The organism is Shewanella sp. MSW (genome assembly GCF_007636515.1).
Taxonomy (GTDB): Bacteria; Pseudomonadota; Gammaproteobacteria; order Enterobacterales; family Shewanellaceae; genus Shewanella; species Shewanella indica.
Window position 1 is genome coordinate 74,178 of the sequence record NZ_LVDR01000014.1, and the last position, 25,922, is coordinate 100,099.

General features: G+C 49.2%; 22 protein-coding genes. 3 read left to right on the forward strand and 19 right to left on the reverse strand.

The features are described from left to right. Window positions 1-13: 13 nt before the first annotated feature. The 4 genes from wecB to rfaH all read right to left on the reverse strand — a co-directional run bounded on the left by wecB (window position 14) and on the right by rfaH (window position 6,466). Window positions 14-1,138: a non-hydrolyzing UDP-N-acetylglucosamine 2-epimerase gene (wecB, locus tag AYI96_RS15030; RefSeq protein WP_144361897.1), complete on the reverse strand. Its 1,125-nt coding sequence runs from the start codon at window positions 1,136-1,138 to the stop codon at window positions 14-16. Window positions 1,139-1,353: 215 nt separating this feature from the next. Then, a complete protein-coding gene (locus tag AYI96_RS15035; protein WP_144361898.1) occupies window positions 1,354-2,331 on the reverse strand; it encodes a Wzz/FepE/Etk N-terminal domain-containing protein in 978 nt (325 codons plus the stop codon). Between the two features lie 83 nt (window positions 2,332-2,414). Continuing rightward, on the reverse strand, window positions 2,415-5,153 hold the full coding sequence (locus tag AYI96_RS15040) for an SLBB domain-containing protein (RefSeq protein ID WP_144361899.1): 2,739 nt from the start codon (window positions 5,151-5,153) through the stop codon (window positions 2,415-2,417). An 815-nt stretch (window positions 5,154-5,968) separates the two neighbouring features. Continuing rightward, window positions 5,969-6,466 carry a transcription/translation regulatory transformer protein RfaH gene (rfaH, locus tag AYI96_RS15045; protein WP_144361900.1) on the reverse strand — a complete coding sequence of 166 codons (498 nt, stop codon included), beginning with the start codon at window positions 6,464-6,466 and terminating at the stop codon, window positions 5,969-5,971. A 432-nt stretch (window positions 6,467-6,898) separates the two neighbouring features. On the opposite strand from rfaH, the gene AYI96_RS15050 reads away from it, so the two are divergent. Next, window positions 6,899-8,410, forward strand: coding sequence for a peptide MFS transporter (locus tag AYI96_RS15050; protein ID WP_101056088.1), 1,512 nt, complete (start codon window positions 6,899-6,901; stop codon window positions 8,408-8,410). 99 nt (window positions 8,411-8,509) lie between these two features. Here AYI96_RS15050 and AYI96_RS15055 read toward each other — a convergent pair whose 3' ends face one another. Both AYI96_RS15055 and AYI96_RS15060 read right to left on the reverse strand, forming a co-directional pair. Then, window positions 8,510-9,616: a response regulator gene (locus AYI96_RS15055; RefSeq protein WP_101056087.1), complete on the reverse strand. Its 1,107-nt coding sequence runs from the start codon at window positions 9,614-9,616 to the stop codon at window positions 8,510-8,512. A gap of 77 nt (window positions 9,617-9,693) precedes the next feature. Continuing rightward, a complete protein-coding gene (locus AYI96_RS15060) occupies window positions 9,694-10,464 on the reverse strand; it encodes a VacJ family lipoprotein (protein WP_101056086.1) in 771 nt (256 codons plus the stop codon). A gap of 303 nt (window positions 10,465-10,767) precedes the next feature. Here AYI96_RS15060 and AYI96_RS15065 point away from each other — a divergent pair, with 303 nt between their 5' ends. Both AYI96_RS15065 and AYI96_RS15070 read left to right on the forward strand, forming a co-directional pair. Further along, window positions 10,768-12,480, forward strand: a complete 1,713-nt coding sequence (locus tag AYI96_RS15065) for a hypothetical protein (RefSeq protein WP_144361901.1) — start codon at window positions 10,768-10,770, stop codon at window positions 12,478-12,480. A 9-nt stretch (window positions 12,481-12,489) separates the two neighbouring features. Continuing rightward, entirely contained in the window at window positions 12,490-12,813 is a 324-nt protein-coding gene (locus tag AYI96_RS15070; RefSeq protein ID WP_144361902.1) for an EscU/YscU/HrcU family type III secretion system export apparatus switch protein, read from the forward strand. Between the two features lie 113 nt (window positions 12,814-12,926). Here AYI96_RS15070 and AYI96_RS15075 read toward each other — a convergent pair whose 3' ends face one another. The 13 genes from AYI96_RS15075 to flhA all read right to left on the reverse strand — a co-directional run bounded on the left by AYI96_RS15075 (window position 12,927) and on the right by flhA (window position 25,882). Then, window positions 12,927-13,337: a DUF2802 domain-containing protein gene (locus AYI96_RS15075; RefSeq protein WP_101056102.1), complete on the reverse strand. Its 411-nt coding sequence runs from the start codon at window positions 13,335-13,337 to the stop codon at window positions 12,927-12,929. A gap of 33 nt (window positions 13,338-13,370) precedes the next feature. Beyond that, window positions 13,371-13,865 (reverse strand): chemotaxis protein CheW, encoded by a 495-nt coding sequence (locus tag AYI96_RS15080; protein WP_101056083.1) that lies wholly within the window; start codon window positions 13,863-13,865, stop codon window positions 13,371-13,373. Window positions 13,866-13,872: 7 nt separating this feature from the next. Beyond that, window positions 13,873-14,808, reverse strand: a complete 936-nt coding sequence (locus AYI96_RS15085; RefSeq protein WP_144361903.1) for a chemotaxis protein CheW — start codon at window positions 14,806-14,808, stop codon at window positions 13,873-13,875. After that, window positions 14,792-15,583, reverse strand: coding sequence for a ParA family protein (locus AYI96_RS15090; protein ID WP_039035657.1), 792 nt, complete (start codon window positions 15,581-15,583; stop codon window positions 14,792-14,794). The genes AYI96_RS15085 and AYI96_RS15090 overlap by 17 nt, the downstream gene beginning before the upstream one ends. A 76-nt stretch (window positions 15,584-15,659) precedes the next feature. Next, entirely contained in the window at window positions 15,660-16,145 is a 486-nt protein-coding gene (locus tag AYI96_RS15095) for a membrane anchored protein in chemotaxis locus (RefSeq protein WP_144361904.1), read from the reverse strand. Continuing rightward, window positions 16,138-17,286 (reverse strand): chemotaxis response regulator protein-glutamate methylesterase, encoded by a 1,149-nt coding sequence (locus tag AYI96_RS15100; protein ID WP_144361905.1) that lies wholly within the window; start codon window positions 17,284-17,286, stop codon window positions 16,138-16,140. Before AYI96_RS15100 ends, AYI96_RS15095 begins: the two co-directional genes overlap by 8 nt. A gap of 20 nt (window positions 17,287-17,306) precedes the next feature. Continuing rightward, window positions 17,307-19,598 carry a chemotaxis protein CheA gene (locus tag AYI96_RS15105; RefSeq protein WP_144361906.1) on the reverse strand — a complete coding sequence of 764 codons (2,292 nt, stop codon included), beginning with the start codon at window positions 19,596-19,598 and terminating at the stop codon, window positions 17,307-17,309. 15 nt (window positions 19,599-19,613) lie between these two features. Continuing rightward, window positions 19,614-20,351, reverse strand: a complete 738-nt coding sequence (locus AYI96_RS15110; RefSeq protein ID WP_039035653.1) for a protein phosphatase CheZ — start codon at window positions 20,349-20,351, stop codon at window positions 19,614-19,616. Between the two features lie 13 nt (window positions 20,352-20,364). After that, the gene (cheY, locus tag AYI96_RS15115; protein ID WP_025011074.1) at window positions 20,365-20,748 is read right to left on the reverse strand and encodes a chemotaxis response regulator CheY; all 384 of its coding nucleotides are present in this window, start codon (window positions 20,746-20,748) and stop codon (window positions 20,365-20,367) included. A gap of 47 nt (window positions 20,749-20,795) precedes the next feature. Further along, entirely contained in the window at window positions 20,796-21,515 is a 720-nt protein-coding gene (locus tag AYI96_RS15120; protein ID WP_039035652.1) for an RNA polymerase sigma factor FliA, read from the reverse strand. Further along, window positions 21,508-22,389 carry a MinD/ParA family protein gene (locus AYI96_RS15125; RefSeq protein ID WP_039035673.1) on the reverse strand — a complete coding sequence of 294 codons (882 nt, stop codon included), beginning with the start codon at window positions 22,387-22,389 and terminating at the stop codon, window positions 21,508-21,510. The genes AYI96_RS15120 and AYI96_RS15125 overlap by 8 nt, the downstream gene beginning before the upstream one ends. Window positions 22,390-22,393: 4 nt before the next feature. After that, window positions 22,394-23,770: a flagellar biosynthesis protein FlhF gene (gene flhF / locus AYI96_RS15130; RefSeq protein WP_144361907.1), complete on the reverse strand. Its 1,377-nt coding sequence runs from the start codon at window positions 23,768-23,770 to the stop codon at window positions 22,394-22,396. A 6-nt stretch (window positions 23,771-23,776) separates the two neighbouring features. Next, window positions 23,777-25,882 carry a flagellar biosynthesis protein FlhA gene (gene flhA, locus AYI96_RS15135; protein ID WP_039035650.1) on the reverse strand — a complete coding sequence of 702 codons (2,106 nt, stop codon included), beginning with the start codon at window positions 25,880-25,882 and terminating at the stop codon, window positions 23,777-23,779. Window positions 25,883-25,922 lie beyond the last annotated feature (40 nt).

Genomic DNA, 25,922 nt, shown 5'->3' on the forward strand with positions numbered 1-25,922 from the left:
TTTTCCTAAATACTTATTTAACTAATTCTTCTAAAATTCTTTGGCAGGCTTTACCGTCACCATAAGGGTTATGTGCATAACTCATCTTTTGATATGCATCAGCATCAGACAGTAGCTCGTCTAGGTTAGTCACTATTTGGTTAACGTCAGTACCAACCAGCTTAACTGTCCCAGCCTCAACAGCTTCTGGGCGCTCTGTAGTATCCCGCATGACTAAAACAGGCTTACCTAGAGATGGGGCTTCTTCTTGAATACCGCCAGAATCCGTAAGAATGATATGTGCCCTATCCATAAGATAAATGAAAGGAAGATATTGCTGAGGTTCAATCAATAAAGTATTGTCTACGTTACCCAAGATGCGATTTACAGGCTCTCTTACATTGGGGTTCAAATGCATTGGATATAGGATTTGTACATCAGGATGCATTTTCGCTACAGTTGCTAACGCTTCACAAATACGCTCAAATCCCCCACCAAAGCTCTCACGGCGGTGTCCTGTTACCAAGATTAGTTTTTTGTCTTCATCTAAAAATGGGAATTGTTCAGCTATCGTAGATTTAAGCTCTTTATCTGAATCAATTTTTTCTTTTACCATTAATAATGCATCAATCACAGTATTGCCTGTTACTGTGATATTACTTGGTTCAAAGTTTTCTTTGAGAAGATTCTGCTTAGAAGTTTCTGTCGGTGCAAAATGATATTTAGTCAGTACTCCCGTTAAACGGCGGTTTGCTTCTTCTGGCCAAGGAGAATAAATATTACCGGTGCGAAGGCCTGCCTCTATATGCCCAACGGCAATTTGTTCATAGTAAGCGGCAAGACTCGCAGCGAAAGTCGTTGCTGTATCACCATGCACAAGTACGACGTCTGGCTTAAACTCTTGAAGGACAAGTTTTAGCTTTTGAATAATGCCGGCCGTGATATCATTCAATGTCTGACCAGCTTTCATTAGATCAAGATCGTAATCCGGTATTATTTCGAATAATTCAAGTACTTGATCGAGCATTTCCCTGTGTTGGGCTGTAACGCAACACTTTGCTTCAAAACGGTCATCGGAGGCTAAAGCATAAACTAGAGGGGCCATTTTGATTGCTTCTGGCCGGGTACCAAAAACAGTAAGCACTTTCTTTTTTGTCATTACATCGGACCTTTTTATTACCTTCTACCTAGAATTAAGTTACTAGATTACAATTTTACAACCTCAGCCTTTTAAACCTAGCTGAGATACTTTTTATCCATTTTATGACCATCGAATCTTCGTCATCTCTTGAGGATACTAGGTTTTACCGTTTTTTTTGTTTTTTGTTTTTTGTTCAACAGCAGTAATCCCAATATACCCTTCACATTTTTTAGCTATATTTCAGAGTCTTTTCTAAAAAAATACCTAATTAGAACTATCATAACGGCCAACATACCACCTAACATAGTTCCTAGTACGCAAATTAATGCCCGCTTGGGCTTGGCCTTTTCTTCGGGGACAAAGGCTGGGTCGATCGTTTTAAACACATATTCATCACGCACTTCGGCGAACATTATGGTTTTAGCCTGTTCTTCTACCAACTTGTAGAGAATGGCTCGAATGTCTGCAACATTAGTGAGCTCAATCTGTTTATTTAAAAACTCAGTACTTCTGTTAGCCTCTGCGACATCCCGCTCTTTCATGGTTAGGTTGATGTCTGCAACTAACCAATCAACCCATTGCTTGGCGATAAAAGGAGATTGATGTTCTATCGATATTTTCACCATGCCACTTTCTTTATCTTTGTTGACAACAAGTATTTTAGAAAATACTTTATGTGCTTCCTGTAAAGAAGGCTTTGGCTGAAATGGCGGCTTAACCTCACGTACCCAAGTCTTGCTGCCTTGCTCATAAATATCCGGGTCAAATGACAAACTATTGTCGGCCATATGCCACTTATCAACCGCCATTAGCTCAGGCAATATTTGGTGTTTTTCAATAAAGTTACCGATAAATTGCCTTGATTTGAGTACTTCAATCGCCAGTTGTGTCTTATCAGTGCCACCTTTGCCGCCTAAGTTAATCCCCGCCATACTGGCAAGGCCACCAAACTGGGAGGCAAGTCCGGCAAGTCCGCCTGCGCCCTGCTCTTCCGACGCCGGGGCCAATAATGCTTCCGATTTATAGATATTCGGTAGCATTAGCGCGATAGCCACAGAGACAACGGCAAACACCAGGGTGATACCCGCAATCAACCATTTACCTTGCCAAATTACACTGAAAAGCTCACGAAGATCAATTTCATCATCTCTTAGCGCATTCGCCGCAAACTGCGCGTCAGGATGCTGCTGAGGGGTAATATTTGATGTCATATTTTTTTATCTAGTAATAAGTGGTTTTGATTTTGCTCCAGAGCGGCTTAACGCCTCTCTGGAACAAAGCCATTTATTTGAGATTACAACCCGGAAATGCTTGCTACTGCCACCGCGGTGTTGTAAATGATTTGGGTTACCTGGCTCCAGAGTGTCAGGTTATCCTTATACTCTGTATCCAATGGGACTATGATGGTGTCCCCAGGTTGCAGATTATCTTCACTGCTGAACCACATGGAGCGCTTAGGCATCATTACCGAACCATCGGCCTTTATTACGTAAGTTCTGTCTTCATCAGCACGCTTACGGGTACCACCGGACATATCAAGATATTGGTCAAGAGTAATACCTTCTTTATACCTATGGGTCGATGCATGTTGTACTTCGCCCATAACTGCTATGGTCTGTTTGGTTGATGGCACATAGAGAATATCTTGATCTTCCATCTGGATATTTGCTTGGGATATCCCCACTGAGATAGCCGGTAAATCCACTACCAAACGGCCGACAGCCTGAATGCTTTCCAAATCTTTCAGCATCAACTGAGCATCGGCATAGTTAACTAAGTTGCCGTCCTTGGAGACCCCTCTGGTGGCGATATCCCGCCGCAGTTGGTCGGCCAGCTTCTTAATTTCCATCTGCTCCTGCTTACGCACCGATTCCCGTACGAATACCGCAGAAGGGAGATAAGCAAACTCGGTAAAGCCACCGGCCCGTTGGATCACATCCTGCAGCGTTTCACCGCGGCGGATATTGTAAATACCCGGGAACTTAACTTCGCCGCGTATTTCAACGGTTTGATGCTCCTGCCAATCAGGGGTAGTCATCACAGTAAGGATATCGCGCCCTTCCAGTGGTAAATCAGCGGTTTTGTTCCCCTGAAGCGCACTGGTTAAGTCCACGGTTTTATGCTCTATGGATGAACCACCGGCATTGGTAACAGTGCGGGTTAACTCTGCTCTGGCTGTGTAGGCGCCTTCTTTCAAACCCCCGGCGGCTTCAATTAAAGAGCTGACAGAAGCGTTAACCGTCAGCGGGTACATACCTTCGTGACGAACCTGGCCACCAACGGCAACAATTTTAACACTGTCACCGGCGCGCGCCTGGGCGTTGAGTTTACTGATTACCGGGTACAAGAGTTCGCTACGATTCATCATGTAGCTATATTTGATTAAGTCAGTGTCATCAAACAGGTTCAATAACATCTTACTGACTTCTGAGATTACAACGGCCTGTTCATCACTTGTTGCATCGCTGTCATCAACCACTACCCCACCAACAGCATTGCGCTTATGCAAAGTTTTACTTTGCAGCAGGTTGAAACCTGCCTTGAACAGATCATTTCCTATCAGTGAGTTACCCGAAAGCGAGGTCACCTTGGCCACTCTTTGCTTGACCAGCTTATTCAGCTCATATCGGTTAAGGCTATCGTCACTGAAGTTGAAAACAACCAGCTTATCTCTTGGTTGCAGTACCAGGTTTTCATCGGTGTCCTGATTAACAATCGCCTTTCCGGGTGCAAATTGGTAAACCTCTATGTTGCCATAGTCATCCACCTCACGAAGCAAAATTGCATAATCCAAATCGGCGGATATTTGTAAATCAGACCAAATGGATTTGAGAATATCATTCACCCTCAAACCTTGATGCCATTGGTACTTTCCAGGCCGGACAACAGCGCCAACCAGAGTCACGGCATTATCATATTGCCCTGAGGTTCCCTTAACCCTAACCACATCGCCCGCTTTGGCCACTGTTTTTTGACCTTTGGCTGAAGTGAGGTCAACTGTGAGCAAAGATTTAAGGCCTTGGTCATTGTAACGTTCGACCACACTGGCCTTTGGATAAGAACCCGGCTTAACACCGGCGGCCATATTCACCACATCCCCAAAGGTTTCACCGCCTTTTAGCTCATAGATAGCGGGGCGACGTACTTCGCCGGCCACACTGACCAGCCCACCCACAGGAGGAATGAACACCACATCCCCGGATTGCAATCTCAGATCGCCGGAGGCATCACCGCGCATCAATAAGTCATAAAGATCCAGAGTACCGACCAATTTGCCGCCACGCTTCAGCTGTACCTTACGCAGCGAACCTATTTCATTCACGCCGCCGGAGACAAACAGCGCTTGAGTCATGGTTGACAGACTGGATACAGTGTAAGAACCGGGTTTGTAGGCATCACCGGCCACAAAGATACGAATAGAGCGCAGTTCACCCATAGTGATATTGGACTCTATGCCTATCATCTGGTGTTTGATGCGTTTTTTAAGGGTATCTTTGGCTTCGGCAAAACTTAAACCGGCAATACTGATAGGGCCAAGTTCAGGGAACTGTACAGTGCCATCGCGATTAACGGTAAGTGAGAACTCTCTATTGGTTTTACCGAAGAGTTGCACCATCAGGGTATCCCCTGGCCCCATCAGATACTCACTGGGGACAGGCACATCGGAAACCGGAGCAAAAGTGCTGGGTTCACCGGCAAACAAGGAGTAACCAAAACGCTTGAGAGCACTCTTGTCTGTTGCTTCAACCGTAAAGTCTAAAGTTGGCTTTTCGCCCCCATTAGCGCTGTTATCCTTTTTTTCTCTTGGATAAACAACTTGCGGATTGACCGGTTTCTGACTGATGTTACTGCCTCCACTCAATATGGAAGGATCTATTCCATACTGCTTGGCTAACCTTTCCTGTTCAGCGCGAGGCAAATTTTTGAATTGTTCGATCATTTGAGGTGATGGCGTAACAGCTTGAGCTTGCGAGCCAAGCAAAGCCAAAGCGCCGATACCCGCTATGATGAGTTTTTTGGTTTTCTGTAACACCAGTTGTCTCCGTAATGGTGAATAGCACTAAAAATCAAATGAACCTTTCAGCAATGCAACAACCGCGTTTAACGCCATAAGCGCTTCAACCCGGATTCCATTTGAGACCAACGCCTCTTACTTGCTGATTTTTTAAATGGCGGAAACTGAACAGTTTCCGGTTTAACTTCTCTGAACCTGATAATAGCGTTTAGCCATAAACATCAAACCCATTGAGTTATACAGGTTTTCGCACCATCACAGGGTTAGCGTTCCGCGTGGCGCTCAGAGAGCTTCAGCGTCCACTTTTGTCCTTCAGACACGCTACCGTTCCGCGTGGCGCTCAGAGAGCTTCGGCGTCCACTAAGAATATGAAACTATTCATATTCTTGTCCTTCAGACACGCTACCGTTCCGCGTGGCGCCCAGAGGGCTTCGGCTTCCACTAAGAATATGAAACTATTCATATTCTTGTCTTTCAGACACGCTACCGCCCATGGATTGCGGCCTCCAACTTGCCCTTTGCGATGCAAAAACTATATTTTTTAAAGCGTTAAAAAAATGCTACCCAAAGTCTTTAAGGTAACATTCATTTCCTGTACCAGGTCTTACTTTGCCGTGGGATTATATCCCAACCCCCCAAGTGATACAGTTCAAAAAACACCCAACCCTTGTTAAGCTGAGCAATAATTCAACTACCAAGTTACAGTCAGACTATTTTTGCAAAAATGAAAAATATAAGATATTGATTTTTTGGCAAAAAATGCAAATTTATTCATAGTTCGCAAATGTTGAGCTTTGTAACAATGGGAAATGTCCTACACGGGCAGCAGGCAATTACGCACACGCTGCTTTAATTGCCTTTTGATCTACTATTATGCTCTTGTGCTGACCAAGGAAAGTAAACAATACTTTACAGCGAGTATCGCCGCATTTTTCAGCAAATATGCCATCAAAATCAGTAAATGGCCCTTCGGTAAACTGTATTTTATCACCGGGTTGCAGGGGCTTTTCTGTGATCAAGGGCGTAGCTAATTCACGTTGTTTGAGCTGATTGATCAGTTGCTCATCAATTGGCAGCAGTTTCTCACGGCAGTTAACCAAATTGGCAACACCGCGAGTAGAGCGGATCTGACGCACACTGGTCAGTTCAGGATCAAACTTGATGAATAGGTAGTTGGGAAACAGAGGTTGCTTTTGAACGACAGTTTTGTTTTTCTCTTTCTTTTCAAGCCGCACCATCGGCAAATAGGTCTCAAGCTCTTGGAGCATCAGATTCTGTTGAGCCCTCACTTCACTGCGAGGTTTACAGTACAAAAGGTACCAGGCCTTCATGGTGTTCTCACTACTTGGTTTCTGTCGGGTGACGTCCTATCACAGCGGGCAATCATATCAGACATAAGTTTACAATTGAAAGTGAATTTCAGGTTTCCCCCTCCCCCCACTTTGGTCTAATTGAAATTACGGTTACAAACCGAACAGGTCTGACCACACAAAGGCATGTATTGCTCATAAAGCCGCCGCTTCCCGGCCCTGAAATTGACTTTGTAACTGGATCCAGAGTATATAAGGTGAGCTTTGTTGCTTTTGATGAACAAATTACAATACAGAAAACCAAAGCCTCAATCACAGCGCATTAAAAGACATGCCCATAACACTTTACAAAACAGTGTGATGTTAACGGCAAAACAGCTGGGATAAATACAATCGCTTTCTGTGTCGACTTTTGTCACACGGCCAATTAACAATTTTAAGGTGGAAGACTTCATGAGCTTAGCAAAACCTCAGGGGACTGTGCTCGGACATCCCAAGGGATTGTTCCTGCTGTTCACAACAGAGCTTTGGGAACGATTCAGTTACTATGCGATGCGTGCCATTCTGGTACTTTATCTTGTTGACCAAGTAAGAACCCAAGGCGCAGGGGGGTTAGGCTGGACTCAAGCAGACGCTTTGAAACTCTACGCTTGGTTTACCGGCTTGGTCTATCTGACACCACTTTTAGGTGGATGGTTGGCCGACAATGTTCTTGGCCAGCGGAAAGCGATTTATATCGGTGGTGCCTTGATGGCGATAGGCCAATTCACTTTGGCAGCCCCCCATAGTTGGGTGCCCGGCATGGAGACCATAGTCTTTTATGCCGGTCTTGGTACCCTGATTGTGGGTAACGGCCTATTTAAGCCTAACATTTCAACCATGGTAGGTGACCTATATGAAGAAGGCGATCACCGCCGCGACGGCGCCTTTACCATCTTCTACATGGGTATTAACTTGGGTGCCGCCCTGTCCGGCTTTGTTGTCGCCTGGGCCTATACTAACTTTGGCCATAAAGAAATTATCGATGGCGTTGAAGTGACAGTTAACAACTGGCAAGCCGGTTTCTTCTGTGCCGGTGTCGGTATGCTGATCTCTCTGCTTATTCAGTTCCTTTTTGCCCAAAAACTCTTGGGTGATATAGGTACAGTTCCAGCAGCAAAAATTGAAAAACAACGTGCTGCCGAGCGCGGTGAAGTAAGAAAAGAACCCCTGACTAAAGTTGAACGTGATCGCATTAAAGTGATCATGGTGATGGGTCTGTTTACCATCATCTTCTGGGCGGGTTTTGAGCAGGCCGGTGGCTTGATGAATCTGTTCACCAATGAGTTCACCGACCGCTTTATTGGTAATTGGGAAGTGCCGACAACTTACTTCCAGTCACTGAACGCCATTTTTATCGTGGTTTTTGCCCCCGTGATCGCTTCTATCTGGATCCGTCTTGGAAATAAAGAGCCCAACTCACCGGTTAAATTTGCTCTCGGCCTGATACTTTTGGCTATTGGCTTCCTGTTTATGATAGGTGCAGTACTGGAGATGGGTGGCGACGCCTCTGCCAAGTCCAGTATGTGGTGGTTGGTTGGTGCCTACTTCTTCCATACCATGGGTGAGCTTTGCCTTTCCCCTATCGGTTTGTCTATGGTCACTAAGTTGGCCCCTCTGCGTATCATGTCACTGCTGATGGGCTTTTGGTTCTGCTTTATTTTTATTGCTAACTTAACCGCAGGCTATGTAGGTTCCTTTATCGGTCACGGCGGCGAGAAAGAAGAACAGCTGGCCAATGCCATGTCTATCTTCTCCGGCATTGCCATCACGGCAGCCATTTCAGGCGTGCTCCTCTACTTTATGGCCGATAAACTGGTCGATTGGATGCACGGCGCAGAAAGCAAAATTCACGATCACTCCGAAGAAGAAGCTTTGGAGCAAGAAATTGCCGTAACAGGTGAGCATGAAGCGATAAAACGCTAATAATCATTCGGTTACCGAATAAAAAAGGCTGCAGTATGCAGCCTTTTTTATCTTTTGCAATTTAATGACTTGCCACCTTGGCTTGGTCATTATGAAGCGTTACAACGACAGTTGCACAAAGCCCCCCTGGGGGATCTTGGGGTTAAAATTCAGCCCCAGGAATCTGTTTTGTTGCAGCAGCTGTCTATGTTCTGCCTCACTGGAAACAACACAAAGCTGCTCTGCGGGCATTAAGCTTCGAAATTGAGTTGTTGGCTTACCCCACTCAAGTAGTCCCAACTGCAGCGAATCCGCCAGCGCCAGTGGCGTAATGCCATCTTGGTTACGTATGTAACACCTCAGTCCCCTGCCCGCCTGAGCAATGGCTGCCCGGTAACTATCAAGTTCTATTGCCACGTAAATCATATCGCAATAAAGGTCCAAGCCTGATTTGACCAAACGATCATTCAGATAACTCAACATATTGAAGGGTTCTATCACCACAGAACTGACACCGGTGCGATTAAGTTTAAGCTTCTGATTAACAAAACTCCGCATCAACACACTGGCAAAAGCAGCGCGATTATCCTCCGGATGAAAGTGCGCCATATACATAATTAAATGATGGTTACCAACCATGGCAGAATCGATAAAGTAAGGACTTACCTGTTCGTGCTTGAACAGACTGTAATCCAATCTGGCCTTGGGATATTCAATATGACTCGCGGGGAATAGCTGTTGCTGCACGCATCTGGCTGCTTCTGCATTTTGCTCAAGCAAAGCCAAGTTTTCATTCAGCTCCATAAAAGAGAGTTCTTCCACGTCCCGATTAACAGCAGCGTGCTCCTGATCCACAGATGTCAGGCATTGATTAATGGCGTGCTCAATACTGTAAAGATCTGATACTGGCTTAACCAAGTAATCACAGGCGCCGATCCTTAGAGCCTCTACTACATCGGCCATTACCTGATTTCCGGAGATCACAATGGAAGGAATAGCGGGGTTGATGCGCGACATCGCCTTGAGCATTTCCAAGCCCCCCATTCGAGGCATGGAAAGATCGGCTACCACCACATCATATTTCTGGCTTTTGAAACTCTGCAGCCCTTGCTCACCGTCCTCGGCTTCAACAACATTGGCGCCCCGTCCACTCAAAAAGGCGGCAACAATATTGCGAAAAACAGGGTCATCCTCAACCAGCAGTACATTGAGACTGTTCAGCGCCATGGTTAAATCCCCGCAGGTATCAATCGCCGGTAACGAGTAACCTTTAACCTCCTGCGGGTAGAGAAGCAGAGGGTGGGTTACTCCAGTTCCTGCATATATTCATCTAGCAACTCGTCTTCGTCCTCATTCGAAGGCACATTGCCGTCGTACACCTTATAGTCCATGTGCTGTATGTAAGCGTCTTTAACGAAAGTGTATGGATCGAGCGCGTTGTCTACTAATCTTTCTTGATCTATGGCAACTGAGCGTGCGTGGAGATTCTTCAGCCCCCACTTGATCACTGACTGCCACATAGTTAATTCTGACAAAGGAAAGTATAGACCATCCACCCAATCTGAAGCGAGTTCACGGGTGATATAAGGGCCGAAGAATGGTGCCATAAAGTAAGGCCCGTTAGGTACACCGTAGTAACCCAGCACTTCGTTGAAGTCGTCCTGTTTACGGGGCATTCCCATCATATCGGCGACGTCAATCAGGCCGAGCAACCCCACGGTTGAGTTAACGGTAAAACGGCCTCCGGCATTCAAGGCCCAGCCCCACTTGCCTTGCAGCGTGTTGTTTACCAGACTGTGGGGCTCTTCCAGGTTAAGAACAAAGTTATTAATGCCTGATTTAACCGGAATGGGCAGATAATCGTTATAACCATGAGCAACTGGACGATAGAGATACCTATCCAGATAAAGGTAGTTGAAGTCCCACATGGCTCGGTTGAACCCTTCGATAGGATCCCGCGGGTCACTGTAGCTGATGCGTACGTCCTGTGTATTCTTTCCTTCACCGCTTTCTGCAGCCACTGCCGAATGAACCCCCAGGGCAGCCGCAAGCATCAGAATCCATTTAAACTTCATATTACTCTCTTTGTATAAGTACCACTGTAGTCAAACCGAAAAACTGTTAAAGCTTTGATTACTATGCGCCGATAACAAGATTATCCAGTGCGACAATCAACCTTCTACCAATGCCGATTCGGACGGATAAGGATACTTCGCTGAGGAAATAGATCAAATTTAAATTTACGATTGCCCATCAAGAAATCAACTAGAGGAGTGGGGTTTGCAACAATGGATCCAATCAAAGGTACAATCCCGCCTTCAGGGCCAGGGCCTTCCTCTCAAACAAACGTGTCTATTCCGCTGTTACCGGTAACTGTAGTGGATTTAGGTAGCGAGCTCAGATTAGAGTTGCAAAATACTCAGTACCAATTGCAGTTCGTCGAACCTCAGGCCAACACACAAGCTAAAGCACTTATATATCAGTCCAATACTGCCCTGCTGGAGCTGACCCGTCCCTTAGGGGAGATTATTCAAGGCAGGCCGGTGCAATTGCTGTGGCTGGCGAATGAAGTACAGATAAAGCTGCCGGATGCACTGATGCAGCTGGCAGCCAAAAATGGCATCAGCCAAACCGTACTGCAACAGTTGGCAGCCAGACCACAAGGCTACCCGCTACCCATGTTAACTGTTTCTCAGGCTGATATGCGCTTTGCCAACGGTACCAGCATAGCCTTTCCGGCGCAGTTACAACTACCGGCAGGAGAATATGTCGCCAAGGTCATCAGCAACAATCAAGGGCTGCAGCTGGAATTAAGCCCTATTAACGCAAGACTGGATGTGAAGCTATCGCCGGCCCCTGCTTTGTCAACAACAACGACCGATGTGGCAAATGAGCGTCTGATAACCAAGCCGGAACTCGCCCAAACCTATGCCAGGTTAATCAAACTTCTGGAGCAACAACCCAGAGCTCAAGCGCCGCAAATAAACTCAGAGACCCGAGCGAGTATTGACTCCAAAACCAATTCAATAACGGCGCCTGGCAGTAAGGTATCGACAGCTGCATTACCTTTGACACAGCAAACACTTGATAAAATAAGCTTGGTTGAGTCAAGAGCGGCTGTTTTACCAAGGACAGACAAAGCTTCACTTCAGGCTTTACAACAGTTGGCAAGGACGACTACAGCAGAAAAACCAACCGCCCCAACGGAAAAACCAACGACTAGGACAAGATCCGATAAAGTAACATCAGAGGCGCCGAAAACGCCCGAACTCAACTTTCTTCAGCGCGCCTTTAACAAAGCCGGAGCCATGCCGAGGGCCGAGGCGATGGCTCTTGAAGTCAAATACAACCAGGCGACAGAGCTACTCAAGCAGCTACCGGCGTTATCGCCTGTCCCCCTGAGTGAACTGACCGAGCCCTCTTTGCTGAGAGCTGAACTACTGGGCCTCACTGGATTACAACTAACCCACCAACAAGCACCGTCGCAAACGCTGACACAAGCCGGTGCCATTACCACCTTGTTTCAGCTGTTGCTTGGCATCAGGGCCGGCAATCAAAACCTCAGTGTACCTCAGCGTTTGAGGCAATATTTAGAAGGGTTGCAAAGTCAATCCGGTCTGCAAAATTACCAACTGGCCTCGCTGGAAAAGCAAGGTACACTGGATGCGCTGCAGCAGATGTCTCAAGCGGTAGCACTCTATCAACAGGCCAATACAGATAACGGCGGTCAATGCTGGTATTTTATGCTGCCCTACTATCTCAACCAAAGAAATGAGCAACTGGAAGGCAAGTTCGAGCATCAAGAGTCGGATCAGGACACAGACAAAGACAGGGCCTGGCAGTTGCAGCTCAAGTTTAACCTGGGAATGGGCTCCTTGCTCATTAAAGCGCAAGTGAAGGATACCAAGGTCGACCTGCAGTTTATCGGCAGCACCCAAACCCTGATCAATAGAGTCAGTAATTTCCTGCAACCACTGTCGCAAAAGTTGCTTCAGTTAGGACTCACTCCCAATGAATTGAACGCCCACGTTGCCCCTGTACCCGCGTCCCTGTTACCCGGCGATCATTACCTGGTACAACTGAAGGCCTGAGGAAAGACCATGTCCGAAGATTCAAACGACAAGCCAAACAAACCTCGTCAGGCTGTAGCCCTGAGTTATGATGGCAAAACTGCGCCCAAAATCACCGCCAAAGGGCAAGATCTGCTGGCTGAAGAGATTATCGCTTTGGCAAAAGAGGCGGGTATTCATATCCATCAAGATCCTTACTTAAGTGATTTTCTGCAAATGCTGGAGTTGGGACAAGAGATCCCCAAGGAACTCTATCAACTGATCGCTGAGCTGATCGCTTTTGTCTATATGCTGGATGGCAAGTTTCCCGAGCAGTGGAATAACCTGCATCAAAGAATTGTCGACAAGGCCTAAAGAAAGAGAGCTAACACAAGCAAAGAATTACCTTGAAGGGGCTTCGTTCGTTTTCCTGACGATAGAAATAAAAAGAGCGCATTTTAAATGCGCTCTTTTTATTTGATTGAATATCAGGCCCGGGCTGTCTTGCCATGCAAGCGAATTAAAAGTTCTGCTTCCGCTTTGGGTAGCTCACACTCGCGGATAAGCTCATCGACTCCGGCTCCCAGTTGCACCATTTTCATAGCCCGGCTGTAAAGCTTGGCCTGAGGGTCCTGCTGCATTGACTCATCGAGACGAGCATTTTGCTGCGCCAGACGTTTTTCCAGCTCCAACACCCGACGGCCAACGCCTATGGTACCGCTACGCAGCTCCTGCAGCTCCCGCTTGAAGGCCTCTCTTTGCCTGTCGCTTTCCTTGACCAGGACAGTTAACGCCTCAACCTTGTTCCTGAGCTTATTGCTTTGTTTTTGCAGGTAAAGTACCAGTCCGAGACAGGCAATGACATATACCAGCGCAGCGATCAAGAAACCATCGCCCATCATGGGTTAAAACTCCTTTTCCACCAAGGCTTATCAGATTTGTGCCAACTCGGCCCACTCATCATCTGAAAGCAACTTGTCCAAGTCGACCAAGATCAATAGCTCATCACCACGATTGCTAACCCCCTGAATAAACTTGGCACTCTCTTCGGTACCCACATTCGGCGCGTTATCGATTTCAGAGCGGCGCAGATAAACCACCTCGGCTACACTGTCAACCAAGATACCTATCACCTGCTTTTCCGCTTCGATAATTACGATTCGGGTAGAATCGTCTACTTCGGAGGAAGGTAAGCCAAAACGCGAGCGGGTATCAATAACCGTCACCACATTACCGCGCAGATTGATGATCCCCAATACATAGTGAGGAGCCCCCGGGACCGGGGCAATTTCGGTATAACGCAATACTTCCTGAACCTGCATCACATTGATGCCATAGGTTTCGTTATCCAGCCTGAAGGTTACCCACTGGAGAACGGCATCGTCCTTGCTTGCAGATACCGCTGCTACATTTCTTGAATCAGTCATATTTACCTCAGTCTATCGGATCCTGACAACCTAACCCGGCATTGAGCATTTCAATCAATGCCTGCACATGTAAAATGCCACACATTTGTTCTTTCACTACTCCGGCCAACCAGGGGCGTTTACCTTGACTGCCTCGCCAGTTGACCTGCGACTTGTCAATCTTGACCGCATTGACCAAAGACTCACAAGCCAAACCCCAATTACTGTTTTCCAATACTACAAGATATTGATAATTTACGGATTGCGCCAGTTTATCGTCGTATTTTTCCGGCATAACCCAGGCACAGGTATCAACGATATTCAGTTGTGAATCCCGGTAGCCCTGAACCCCCATAAACCAGCTTGGGCGTCCAAAAATATGGTTGATACGCTCTATTCTGACGATACCGCCCAGACTTATCAGCGGCACGGCCAATGTCAGTCCCGCCACTTTAAAGAACAATACTTGAAACTCGTCTTCCAGTTGGTCCTTGAGCGGTTCTATAGGTACTGCCGGTGCACCGACTTGCGTTTCCAATTGCACCGCTTCCTGTCGCTCAGGCTCTGCTAGCTCTTGGCTCTGAGCCTGTTCGCTCACGGCAGCATCAGTTTGAACATTCAACTGTCCGGCAATAGCTTCAACCTGCGGTTCAAGCTTGTTAACCGTTTTCAACGGCGTTTCTGTAGCCACTTCAGCCGCTTTCGTCTCAGCAACCGCCTCTTTAAACACCGGCGCCAACAACTGCTCCAGCGCATTGCGGTCGAGTGTCGGCGTCTTCTGCGCTGCCGGATATTGCTCGGCACTCGTCTCGGGCCGGGAAATGACCACCATCTTGGGCTCAGTCTCTATTGGCGCAGCAGTATTATCCCTTGACCCAGTGGGTGTTGTTTGGGCTGCCGGGTCAGACTCAGTCAGCAACAGGTTGAAATAATCAAAAACAGTCTCATCAACCGATTTTGACATGGTTAAACTCCCCCGCCAGCAGATAATCGAGCAAACGCTCGTAGGCCTTCACCCCCCGCGTATTGGGGGCATAGTGGGACGCCGGCAGATGGGCCAAACTGGCATCTCGGAACTTGGTATCCACAGGGATCACATCCGGCCATAGGGTGTCGCCGTATACCTCGCCGAGATGTTGCAAAGCTGCAGGCGAAGCCTTGGTGCGTCTGTCATACATGGTTGGCACTATGGAGTAACTGTAGCGGGTCTTCTTCGAGCGTCCCATCAACTCCATGGTTTTGATCATTCTATCCAGGCCTTTAATCGCCAAAAACTCGGTCTGAACCGGGATCACTATATGTTGGCTGGCTGCCAGAGCATTGACCATCAATACCCCCAGCACAGGAGGACAGTCGACCAAGGCGACATCATAGTCTTCCTCAACCGAGTTGAGAATATTACGCAGCACCAGTCCCATCCCTTCCTGGTGACCAAGGGCGCGATCCAAAGTGGCCAACGCCATAGTTGCCGCCAAAAGATCGACCCCCTCAACCGAAGTGGGAACCGCATGCTGTTTTACCAAAGAGGTATCAAGCTGCTTATGAGCCAGAAACAGGTCATACAATGAGCCTGGCACCTCTTCCGAATCTATGCCCAAATAGTAACCCAGCGAAGCATGGGGATCTGTGTCTATCATCAGAACCCGCTGACCACGCTTGGCCAGCGTGCCCGCCAAACTGGCTACAGTTGTGGTTTTGCCCACCCCGCCTTTTTGGTTTGCAATGGTCCAGACCTTCACTTTCTGCCCCTTATTCTCGCCTTGTCGGCCAACTCGCGAAACGAGCCACTATTATTGTCGTTCTTGTCTTATTCGGCTACTCATTACCCTCTTCACGGGTAGTGACCCGGATCCCACCGTGAGGTAAACGTATTACTTTTACGCCATCTTCCAACTCCGTCACCCTGGCATCTTCAGTATCAGCTTGGGGCGCTGGCGTTACAGCAGTACCTTGAACCGTTATTTTTTCAGGGTTCTCTGCGGTCGCTGCAGCCCGGGGAGCTTGCACTTGAGGCGATACATCCGCAGCAGTCTCTGCCGCCGATGTCACCTTAGGTCTAATCACATCCAATAAGGATGCTGTCTGCTGTGGATGACGGCTCATCCAATCGGCAATAATCGCCGCCTGTTCGTCCGGCACCATCAAGAGCACTTGGGACGACTCAAGCTGGGTGACTTCCTCGCTCAGGTGCCGGTTCTTTTGTCGCAAATCCCAGTAAAGTGCAGCCACAACCAACAGGGCAACCAAACATAAAAACAGCGCCAACCGGTATCCCAGTATGCGCGTTTCGTTATCAGCCACGAGCCGACTCTCGCAATATCGCTTCAGCCATATTATCCAGCGAAATGGATTGGCTGGAAATGCCGGCAGTTGTCACAGCCTGCGGCATACCATAAACAACACAGGAAGCTTCATCCTGGGCCCAGATGGTAGCACCAACACCTTTAAGCATACGAGCCCCTTCACGGCCATCGGCGCCCATGCCCGTCAGGATAACCGCCAAAACATCACCGCCAAAAGCCTTGGAAGCTGACGCAAAAGTGATATCGACGCAGGGCTTGTAATTCATATCTTCATTGCCGGCGAGAATTTTAATCCGGCCTGTAGCCCCTGAACGCTCCAGCATCATTTGCATGCCGCCGGGCGCGAGATAGGCGCAACCGGGTCTGAGCATGTCGCCGTTGACAGCTTCTTTGACTTCTATCTTACACAAACCATTAAGCCTGCTGGCAAAGGCCGGTGTAAAAGCTGCCGGCATATGCTGTACCAATAAAATGGGATGCGGATAGTCCGCCGGAAACTGGGTCAATATTCGCTGTAATGCCACCGGCCCACCGGTGGAAGTGCCTATAACCAGCAATTTATATTGCTTGCCACTGGCTCTTGCAGGCGCCGCCCCCGCACTGCGTCTCTGCAATTGACGATTGGCTGAAATACTTGCTGCTGTGGCGCTCTGGCGCGGCAAACTGCTTGACGCTGCGGGCCGGTTTGACGAACCAGGCGGCGTAGGCGTTACGTTTGGCCGAACTATGGGGCGAAATATCCGCCTGCGTCCCAACGCCTTGACCCTTTGCTGCAGCAAACGAATCGCTTCATCCTTGTTGGTGGCAATATCTTCAAAACGCTTGGGAAGAAAATCCAAAGCCCCTGCGTCCAGCGCATCCAGGGTTGCCTTGGCGCCATCATGGGTTAAAGAAGAGAACATCAGGATAGGTGTCGGATGAGTGGCCATTATCTGCCGCACGGCGGTTATTCCGTCCATTATCGGCATTTCAATATCCATGGTGATCACCTGAGGCTTGAGCTCAGCGGCCAGCTTAACGGCTTCGGCACCGTTATTGGCCATTCCTATCACTTCAAGCTCAGGATCCTGATTGACTATTTCGCTGACTCGTCGTCGAAAGAAGCTCGAATCATCGACAACCAAAACTTTAATGGTCATTTAAATCCTTATACAGCACTTCAACGCTTGGACTTGGCGTAGTGCTTCAATAATCCTGGTACATCGAGGATCAGCGCAATACCGCCGTCCGATGTTATAGTGGCCCCCGCCATCCCCGGCGTACCGTGCAACATGGAGCCCAGCGGTTTAATCACCACCTCTTCCTGACCTATCAGGGCGTCCACCACAAAGCCTATCTGCATAGTGCCAAGCTGCACTATAACCACATGGCCATGCTTTTTGTCACCATGTTGGAAGCTCATCGGTTTACGGCTGAGCCAACGTTCGAGATAGAACAATGGCACCGCCTTTTCCCTGACTATTACCGTCAGTTGTCCATCCACTATATTGGTCTTGGTCAGATCCAGATGGAAAATTTCATTCACACTGGAGAGCGGCAAGGCAAACACCTGCTTGGCAACTTCCACCATCAGAGTGGGCATAATCGCCAAGGTCAAAGGTACCTTAATCTCCAGACGGGTGCCTTTACCTTTGGCTGAATCGATATGCACAGAGCCATTAAGCTGGGTGATACGGGTCTTAACCACATCCATCCCCACCCCACGGCCGGAAATATCGGAAATCTCTACCTTGGTCGAGAAGCCGGGGGCGAAAATCAGGTTATAGGCTTCCTGATCGGACATACGGGCCGCGCTGTCTTCATCCAGCACGCCACGACTAATGGCAATCTCTTTGAGTTTCCCGGCGTCCATTCCGGCGCCGTCATCCTCAATTTTAAGCAGAATATGGTCACCTTCCTGGCTGGCTGCCAGGGTAATCACCCCGGTTCTTGGCTTACCATTGGCCTCACGTACATCAGGCATTTCAATACCATGATCCACAGAGTTACGCACCAGGTGCACCAGAGGATCGGCAAGGGCTTCGACCAGGTTTTTATCCAGATCCGTGTCTTCACCTATCATCCGCAGATCTATCTCTTTATTGAGGCTGCGGGCCAAGTCACGAACCACCCTGGGAAAACGACCGAATACTTTCTTAATCGGCTGCATCCGGGTCTTCATCACGGCCCCCTGCAAATCGGAAGTCACCAGATCCAGGTTAGCCAGCGCCTTGGACATCTCCTCGTCTTCACGGGATATCCCGAGGCTGACCAAACGGTTACGCACCAATACCAGCTCACCGACCATATTCATGATCTCATCCAGGCGAGCCGTATCAACCCGAACTGTGGTTTCCCCCTGCGGTACGCTGGCCGCAGCCTTGGCAGGTGTAGCGTCTTTAGCAACTGCAGGAGACTTGGCCTGAGGCTTGGCGGCGGCTTTAGGCGCCTCGACTTTGCTAGTTGCAGCAGCGGCCTTTTGTACCGCCGCTGCATTCGTTGCCGGCGCTTGGGACGCGGTAGCTTGAGATGCAGAGGGTTGGGATACAGCAGGCGCTGAACCACTGGCTTTAGCCCCTGGACCGGCGCCTTTGCCATGTAACTCATCGAGGAGCTTTTCAAACTCATCATCGGAGATTTCATCGGCATCGACACTGGCAGATGCGGCTTCCTCAACAACAGCACTGTTGGCTGCAGGCGCCGCAGCAAACTGCCCCTTACCATGCAATTCATCGAGCAGTCGCTCAAATTCATCGTCTGTGATGTCATCTGAAGAGGAACTTACAGGAGCGCTGTCGCTGGACTTGAGGGCGTCACTACCCAAAGCCGGTGCACTGCCGGCAGAAGGGCCCTTGCCTGAACCATGCAAGGCATCCAGCAAGGCTTCAAACTCGGCTTCATCAATTTCATCTATACTGGCTGCGCTGCCTTGAGTCGATGTCTCGGGAGTCTGTGAAGTTGGCTCCTCAAACAGCTCCACCGCGGCACTATCAAGCATGCCATCAAACAACTCATCAACACTCTCATCGCCGGTTTCTACTGCGGCAGGCGTTTCAGCCTGAGCCTGTTCTGAAGGTAAAGGTGCACCTGAGCTAAGCAGCTTGAGTTTTGCCAATAACACTTCATCTGCAGCTTCCTGCTCCTGGCCGGATTGGGTTTGGTTGAACATGGTGTTAATCGTGTCCAACGCTTGCAGTATGATATCCATCAACTCGGAGTTGACACTGCGCTTACCGGTACGCAATAAATCGAAGGTGTTTTCTGCCTCGTGACAGACATCCACCATGGGCCCTAACCCGAGGAATCCTGCACCGCCTTTGACCGTGTGAAATCCCCTGAAGATGGCGTTGAGCAAATCTGTATCTTCCGGATTGTTTTCCAGAGATACCAACTGCTCTTGCAACAGCTCAAGGATCTCGCCAGCTTCAATCAAAAAATCCTGGAGTATCTCTTCATCAACATCAAAGGCCATTAAATTGACTCCTAATTAGAAACCCAGACTTGAGAGCAGATCATCGACTTCATCCTGACCATTCACCACGTCTTCGCGTTGCTCTGCGTTCAGTATGGGACCTTCTGCCTCTATGCTCTTATCCTCAGCGCCGCAGAGATCATCCAGCGGCTGCTCACCGAACACTGTCAGCAACGAAACCAAGCTGTTTTCCACTTCCCGCACCAGCTCTATGACCCGACGGATCATCTGTCCGGTCAAATCCTGAAAATCCTGAGCCATCAGTATCTGATTCAGTAATTCCCGCAGCCGACAAGCATCGGCTTCACTCTGTTGCATAAAGTGTTGTACGTCATGACACAGGCCCTTGAACTCATGCAAGGCCAAATCACGGCGCATCAGCTTATCCCAGGCGGGTTTGACATTTTGCAGATTGGTACTCAGAGCATCCGACAAAGGCAAGCATTCTTCGACTGCGTCCATAGTTTTGTTGGCTGCTTGCTCTGTCATATCAATGACATAGGTAAGGCGTTCTTTGGCGTCTGGGATATCAGTGTTGGCAAGCTCAATAAGGCGGCTATCTACCTGAAAATCCACTAAGGCGTTGTGCAACTGGCGGGTCAGCTTACCGACTTCTTCGAACAGATCCCTTTGCAGGGGAGCCGCCAGTTCCCGCAGCAATTCGTCGGCCTTATCCTGCTCTCCCTGACTGAGCAGGGCAACCAATTCCTGTGCCTGCTCCAAAGTCACCAGCCCGGATGTCTCTGCTTTCATTGCATCACCCCACTCAACCGAGCCGTTCGAAAATCTTATCCAATTTCTCTTTCAACGTAGCCGCGGTAAAAGGCTTAACAACATAACCATTCACGCCGGCCTGAGCCGCCGCAATAATCTGTTCACGTTTGGCTTCGGCAGTTACCATTAACACAGGGATATGTTTGAGATGCTCGTCGGCACGAATCGCCTTGAGCAGGTCGATTCCCTGCATCCCAGGCATGTTCCAGTCGGTCACGACGAAGTCAAAGTCGCCCTTTTGCAGCATAGGCAGAGCTGTTGAACCATCGTCTGCTTCCTGGGTGTTATTGAACCCCAGGTCTCGCAACAAGTTCTTAATGATCCGTCTCATCGTTGAAAAGTCGTCAACGATGAGAATCTTCATATTCTTGTCCAAGGTTTCCTCCGGTGAGCTGACATACTTATAAGTTGCTCAATCATTAATTACGCTTGTGTCCAGTGCTTGAGTTTGGCTTTCAGCCTCAGCATGGCCTGACTATGGATCTGGCTCACCCGGGACTCACTTACCTCAAGAATGACACCAATCTCTTTTAAATTCAGTGCTTCGTCATAATACAGCGACAAAACCAAGGCATCGCGCTCTGGCAAGCGCTTAATGGCATCGGTTAAGGCTGATTGGAATTGGCTTTGAGCCAGGCCCTCAAAAGTGTCATCTGCCGGCATATCTTCCGACATCAACACATCGGGCGCTACCCCCAAATCTTCTATTCCTATGATTTTACCGGTGGAAACATCATTGAGAATATGATGGTATTCATCCAACGACATCTCCAATCGCTCGGCAATTTCACTATCACGGGCATCCCGCCCCAACTCCTGTTCGAGCTCATCCATCACCTGAGCGACTCGCCGGTTATTGCGATGAACCGAGCGTGGAACCCAGTCGCCACGGCGTATCTCATCTATCATGGCGCCACGAATGCGGATCCCGGCAAAGGTCTCAAACTTGGCGCCTTTGCTGCCATCAAACTTGGATGAAGCTTCCAGCAATCCCATCATGCCGGCCTGCAGCAGGTCATCGAGTTGAACCGATGCAGGCAGACGGGCAAGCAGATGATGGGCTATTCGTTTTACCAGCGGTGCATAATGCTCAACGATCTGTGTCTTATCGTTTAAACCTGCGTATGCAGCCGCTTTATTCACTCGTACCATCCTCTCGGTAATCTGTCCTTTGAACCAAGCGCTCAACAAAAAACTCGAGATGCCCCCCAGGTTGCTGAGGTATAGGCCAGCTCATAATCTTGTTTGCCAGTCCATGATAAGCAATACTGGCCGGAGACTTGGGATAGGCTTCCACTATCAATTTCTGTTTCCGCACCGACTTGCGCAGGTTCTCATCAAACGGAATGGTTGCCACAAGTTCAAGTGCCACATCCAAAAATCTGTCAGTTACTTTACTGAGCTTAGCAAATAACTCCATCCCTTCCCGCAAACTCCGTACCATATTTGCGACAATTTTGAAGCGGAACACACCATGCTCACGACTGAGGATCTTAATCAGCGCATAAGCATCGGTAATAGAGGTAGGTTCATCACAGACAACCACAAGTACATCCTGTGATGCACGGGAGAAGCTGAGTACCATATCCGATATCCCGGCAGCCGTATCGACTACCAAGATATCAAACTGGGTTTTCATTTCACTGAAGGCGCGGATAAGCCCGGCGTGCTGAGCCGCAGTCAGTTCGACCATGGCCTGAGTCCCCGAGGTGGCGGGAATAATACCTATTCCTTTTGGGCCTCGAACGATAATATCATCAAGCTCCGACTCTCCCGATAGCACATGGGACAAATTGCGTTCGGCGCGTAAGCCGAGCATCACATCCACATTAGCCAACCCTAAGTCAGCATCCAAAACCAGGACACGTTTGCCTTTTTCTGCCAGAGCAACCGCGGTGTTGATGGAGACACTGGTTTTACCCACGCCCCCCTTGCCTCCGGTCACGGCAATTACTTTTACTTTTTCGTTATTTGGTTGATTCATCATTCGTAAACCGCTCGCTTGGTCCCGGGTCATAGCTTTACTCAAATGCATAGGTCATCTCTTCTGACCTGGCTTTATTATTAAAATGACTTGCTTCAGTCTTGTTCAATATGGCCAATGCCTGCTTGGCCAAGGTCAGGGTATCAGCGACCTGCATATCCTCAGGAACCCTTTGACCATCAGTAATATAACTTAATGATAATCCACTTTGGATCAACACGCTCAACGCGGCACCCAAAGAAACGGACTCATCAAGTTTAGTTAAAACCGCCCCTGCGAGATCAATTCGCTGGAAATGACTTACCGCCTCTTCAAGCACCCGACGTTGGCCGGTCGCCGAGAGCACCAGATAGCTACGAATAGGCAAACGGGTATTGGCGGCAAGGTTATCCAGTTGTTGGTACAAGCGCATATCCCTTTGCCCCATACCAGCGGTATCTATCAAAACCAGCTTCCGGCTGCGGAACTGATACAGTATCTGCTCCAACTCATTGAGGTCATGAGCCTGCTTCACCGGACATCCCATTATTTTGCCATAAGTTGCCAATTGCTCAAAGGCTCCGATGCGATAATGGTCCATGGTAACCAACAATACGGAATCCGGGCCATGATGGGCAATAAAACGGGCCGCCAATTTAGCCAATGTCGTGGTTTTACCGACTCCTGTAGGGCCGACCAGCGCGACAATACCGCCCTGACGCATTAAATCATCACCCTGATTATCAAGCAGGTTTGCCAGACTTTGCGGCAAGGCATGCCCAAGCTCAGCACTTTGATAGTGCTGACTCAGCGATGCCAGACGCTCGGCAACTTCAGGGGAGAATTCGGCTTCCAGTAATTTACGTTCCAGCATGGCACCGACAGGATCGGTGCGGCTACGCTGATCCGCCATCAAACTGGACAGCTGATGAGTCAACAAGCCGCGCAGAGAAGCCAGCTCTTCACGCATGGCCTCCATCTCTTGTTGTTGCTTGGCGCTATTGCCCTTACTTGCCCGCTCAGGTGTTTTTTCCCGCAGCTGTGAGGCTGGTTTATGCTCTTCAGTGAGCCCTTGGGCCCAAGCCGGCATCTCCAGTTCCTTGACGTTACTTTGCTGCCCGAGCTGTTCATTCAAACGGCTCTGTTGCCGCTCAAGTAAAGCCTGCAATGAGTCGGCCACAGGCTCTGGTTTGGCTTTTCTGTTAGCCTGTACATGCCCAGCGCCGAGGGAGACTTTATCCTCCCCCAATTCCATAAAAGGCGATGCAGTTGTTGCCGCTGCTGGCTTGGGGTCGTCATAATCAACCGCTGCCACTATTTCAATGCCGCCGGTAACCTTTTTATTGGACATGATCACGGCATCTGCGCCCAGAGTCTCTTTCACCTGAGCCAGGGCTGCGCGCATATCTTTGGCAAAAAAACGTTTAATCTTCACTCTCGGTTACCCCTGTTGGCCAACGGCTGCCACTATACGTATCTGTTTCTCGTCTGGGATCTCCTGATAAGAGATCACCCGCAGATTGGGAATAGTGTGCTTAACAAAACGAGACAGGGTTGAACGCAGCATGCCGGATGTCAGCAATATGGCGGGCTGACCGACCATTTCCTGCTTCTGGGCTGCGCCTGCCAGTGACTGTTGCATACGCTCTGCCAGTCCCGGCTCGATATTCGGACCTTCGCCCCCTGTCGCCTGCATTGACTGATGCAACATCTGTTCCAATTCTGGCGCCAAAGTTATGACGGGGATTTCCGGCTCAGGACCGGCTATCTCCTGCACTATCATACGCTTGAGGGCAATACGCACTGCGGCGGTCAACACCTCGGTATCATTACTCTTGGGCCCATACTCAAGCAAAGTTTGCACTATGGTACGCAGATCCCGAATCGACACCCCTTCATTAAGCAAGTTTTGCATCACTTTAACCACATTACCCAAGGTCATCACATCGGGAATAAAACCATCGACCAATTTGGGCGAATGCTTGGCCAGCATATCCAGCAACTGTTGCACTTCTTCGTAGCCCAGCAGTTTGGAAGCGTTGTTGGTCAAAAGTTGGCTGAGATGGGTAGCGACTACCGTGGCGGCATCCACAACCGTGTACCCCAGTGTTTGGGCGTGCTCTCTGAGCTCGGGTGCAATCCAAACCGCATCCAGGCCAAAGGCGGGATCTTTGGTTTCTATGCCATCAAGCTTACCGAATACCTGGCCCGGGTTGATTGCCAATTCGCAATCGTGACGCACTTCGGCTTCACCACTTGCCACCCCCATCAAGGAGATACGATAGGCATTGGGGGAAAGGTCCAAATTGTCGCGGATATGCACCGCCGGCACCAGGAATCCCAGCTCCTGGGACAGCTTCTTGCGAACCCCTTTGATACGGCCAAGAAGCTCGCCGCCCTGACCTTTATCCACCAAAGGAATAAGGCGATAACCTACCTCCAAACCTATGGTGTCAACATGACGCACATCATCCCAGCTAAGCTCTTTGGGTTCGCTAAGGCTTTTCTCGGTCGGCCCTTTCTTGGCCAGCTCCAGCGCCTGTTGTTTGTTCTTTTCATTGCGCTTATAGATAAAGAAAGCGCCCACAGAGGTCAGTACTGCAAAGGTTAAAAATGCCAGATGAGGCATGCCGGGTACTATTCCCATCACAAAGAGCACGGCCGAAGCGATCATCAAAGATTTGGGATTGTCGAACATCTGCTGTACGACCTGCTGCCCCATATCGCCGGACTCATTCTGGCGGGTCACCATCAGTGCCGCAGCAATCGACAACAGCAGCCCTGGGATCTGCGCCACCAAGCCGTCACCTATGGTCAGCAGGGTGTAAATCTCTACCGCTTGGGAAAAACTCAACCCGTGCTGGACTATACCTATGATGAAACCACCCAGGATGTTGATCACCAAGATCAAAATACCGGCAATCGCGTCCCCTTTAACAAACTTGGAGGCACCATCCATAGAGCCGTAAAAGTCAGCCTCGCGGGTCACCTCTTCGCGGCGCACCCTGGCCTGTTCCTGGTTAAGGATCCCGGCATTGAGGTCAGCATCAATCGCCATCTGTTTACCCGGCATGGCGTCCAAGGTAAAGCGAGCACTTACCTCAGAGATACGCCCTGCACCTTTGGTCACCACGGCAAAGTTGATGATAATCAGAATGAGGAACACCACCAGACCCACGGCATAGTTACCGCCGATCACCACGGAGCCGAAGGCTTCAATCACTTTACCGGCGGCATCACCACCATTGTGACCCTCAAGCAACACCACCCGGGTAGAGGCGACGTTCAGCGCCAGTCTGAGCAGAGTGGCAACCAGCAAAACAGTCGGGAAAGCGGCAAAATCCAGCGGCCTTTGGGTATAAACAGCCACCAAGAGCACCACCAGCGCCAAAGCGATATTGAAGGAAAACAGGATATCCAGCAAAAAGGCCGGCATAGGCAAAACTATCATGGCCAATGTCGCCAGCACCAGAAGCGGCGTGCCTACGCCCTTGAAGTTTGCCGGTTTTACTTGCCTCAGTTGCCCGAGCGTCGCTTTAACATCCATTCACTATTAGCCTGAAGTTTGACACTTGGGCTGAGTTCAG

Coding starts and splice junctions, on each gene's coding strand:
- wecB (WP_144361897.1), bottom strand. CDS start 1,138: ATGACAAAAAAGAAAGTGCTTACTGTTTTTGGTACCCGGCCAGAAGCA.
- AYI96_RS15035 (WP_144361898.1), bottom strand. CDS start 2,331: ATGACATCAAATATTACCCCTCAGCAGCATCCTGACGCGCAGTTTGCG.
- rfaH (WP_144361900.1), bottom strand. CDS start 6,466: ATGAAGGCCTGGTACCTTTTGTACTGTAAACCTCGCAGTGAAGTGAGG.
- AYI96_RS15050 (WP_101056088.1), top strand. CDS start 6,899: ATGAGCTTAGCAAAACCTCAGGGGACTGTGCTCGGACATCCCAAGGGA.
- AYI96_RS15055 (WP_101056087.1), bottom strand. CDS start 9,616: ATGGCGCTGAACAGTCTCAATGTACTGCTGGTTGAGGATGACCCTGTT.
- AYI96_RS15060 (WP_101056086.1), bottom strand. CDS start 10,464: ATGAAGTTTAAATGGATTCTGATGCTTGCGGCTGCCCTGGGGGTTCAT.
- AYI96_RS15070 (WP_144361902.1), top strand. CDS start 12,490: ATGTCCGAAGATTCAAACGACAAGCCAAACAAACCTCGTCAGGCTGTA.
- AYI96_RS15075 (WP_101056102.1), bottom strand. CDS start 13,337: ATGGGCGATGGTTTCTTGATCGCTGCGCTGGTATATGTCATTGCCTGT.
- AYI96_RS15080 (WP_101056083.1), bottom strand. CDS start 13,865: ATGACTGATTCAAGAAATGTAGCAGCGGTATCTGCAAGCAAGGACGAT.
- AYI96_RS15085 (WP_144361903.1), bottom strand. CDS start 14,808: ATGTCAAAATCGGTTGATGAGACTGTTTTTGATTATTTCAACCTGTTG.
- AYI96_RS15100 (WP_144361905.1), bottom strand. CDS start 17,286: ATGACCATTAAAGTTTTGGTTGTCGATGATTCGAGCTTCTTTCGACGA.
- AYI96_RS15105 (WP_144361906.1), bottom strand. CDS start 19,598: ATGGCCTTTGATGTTGATGAAGAGATACTCCAGGATTTTTTGATTGAA.
- AYI96_RS15110 (WP_039035653.1), bottom strand. CDS start 20,351: ATGAAAGCAGAGACATCCGGGCTGGTGACTTTGGAGCAGGCACAGGAA.
- AYI96_RS15125 (WP_039035673.1), bottom strand. CDS start 22,389: ATGACCCGGGACCAAGCGAGCGGTTTACGAATGATGAATCAACCAAAT.
- flhA (WP_039035650.1), bottom strand. CDS start 25,882: ATGGATGTTAAAGCGACGCTCGGGCAACTGAGGCAAGTAAAACCGGCA.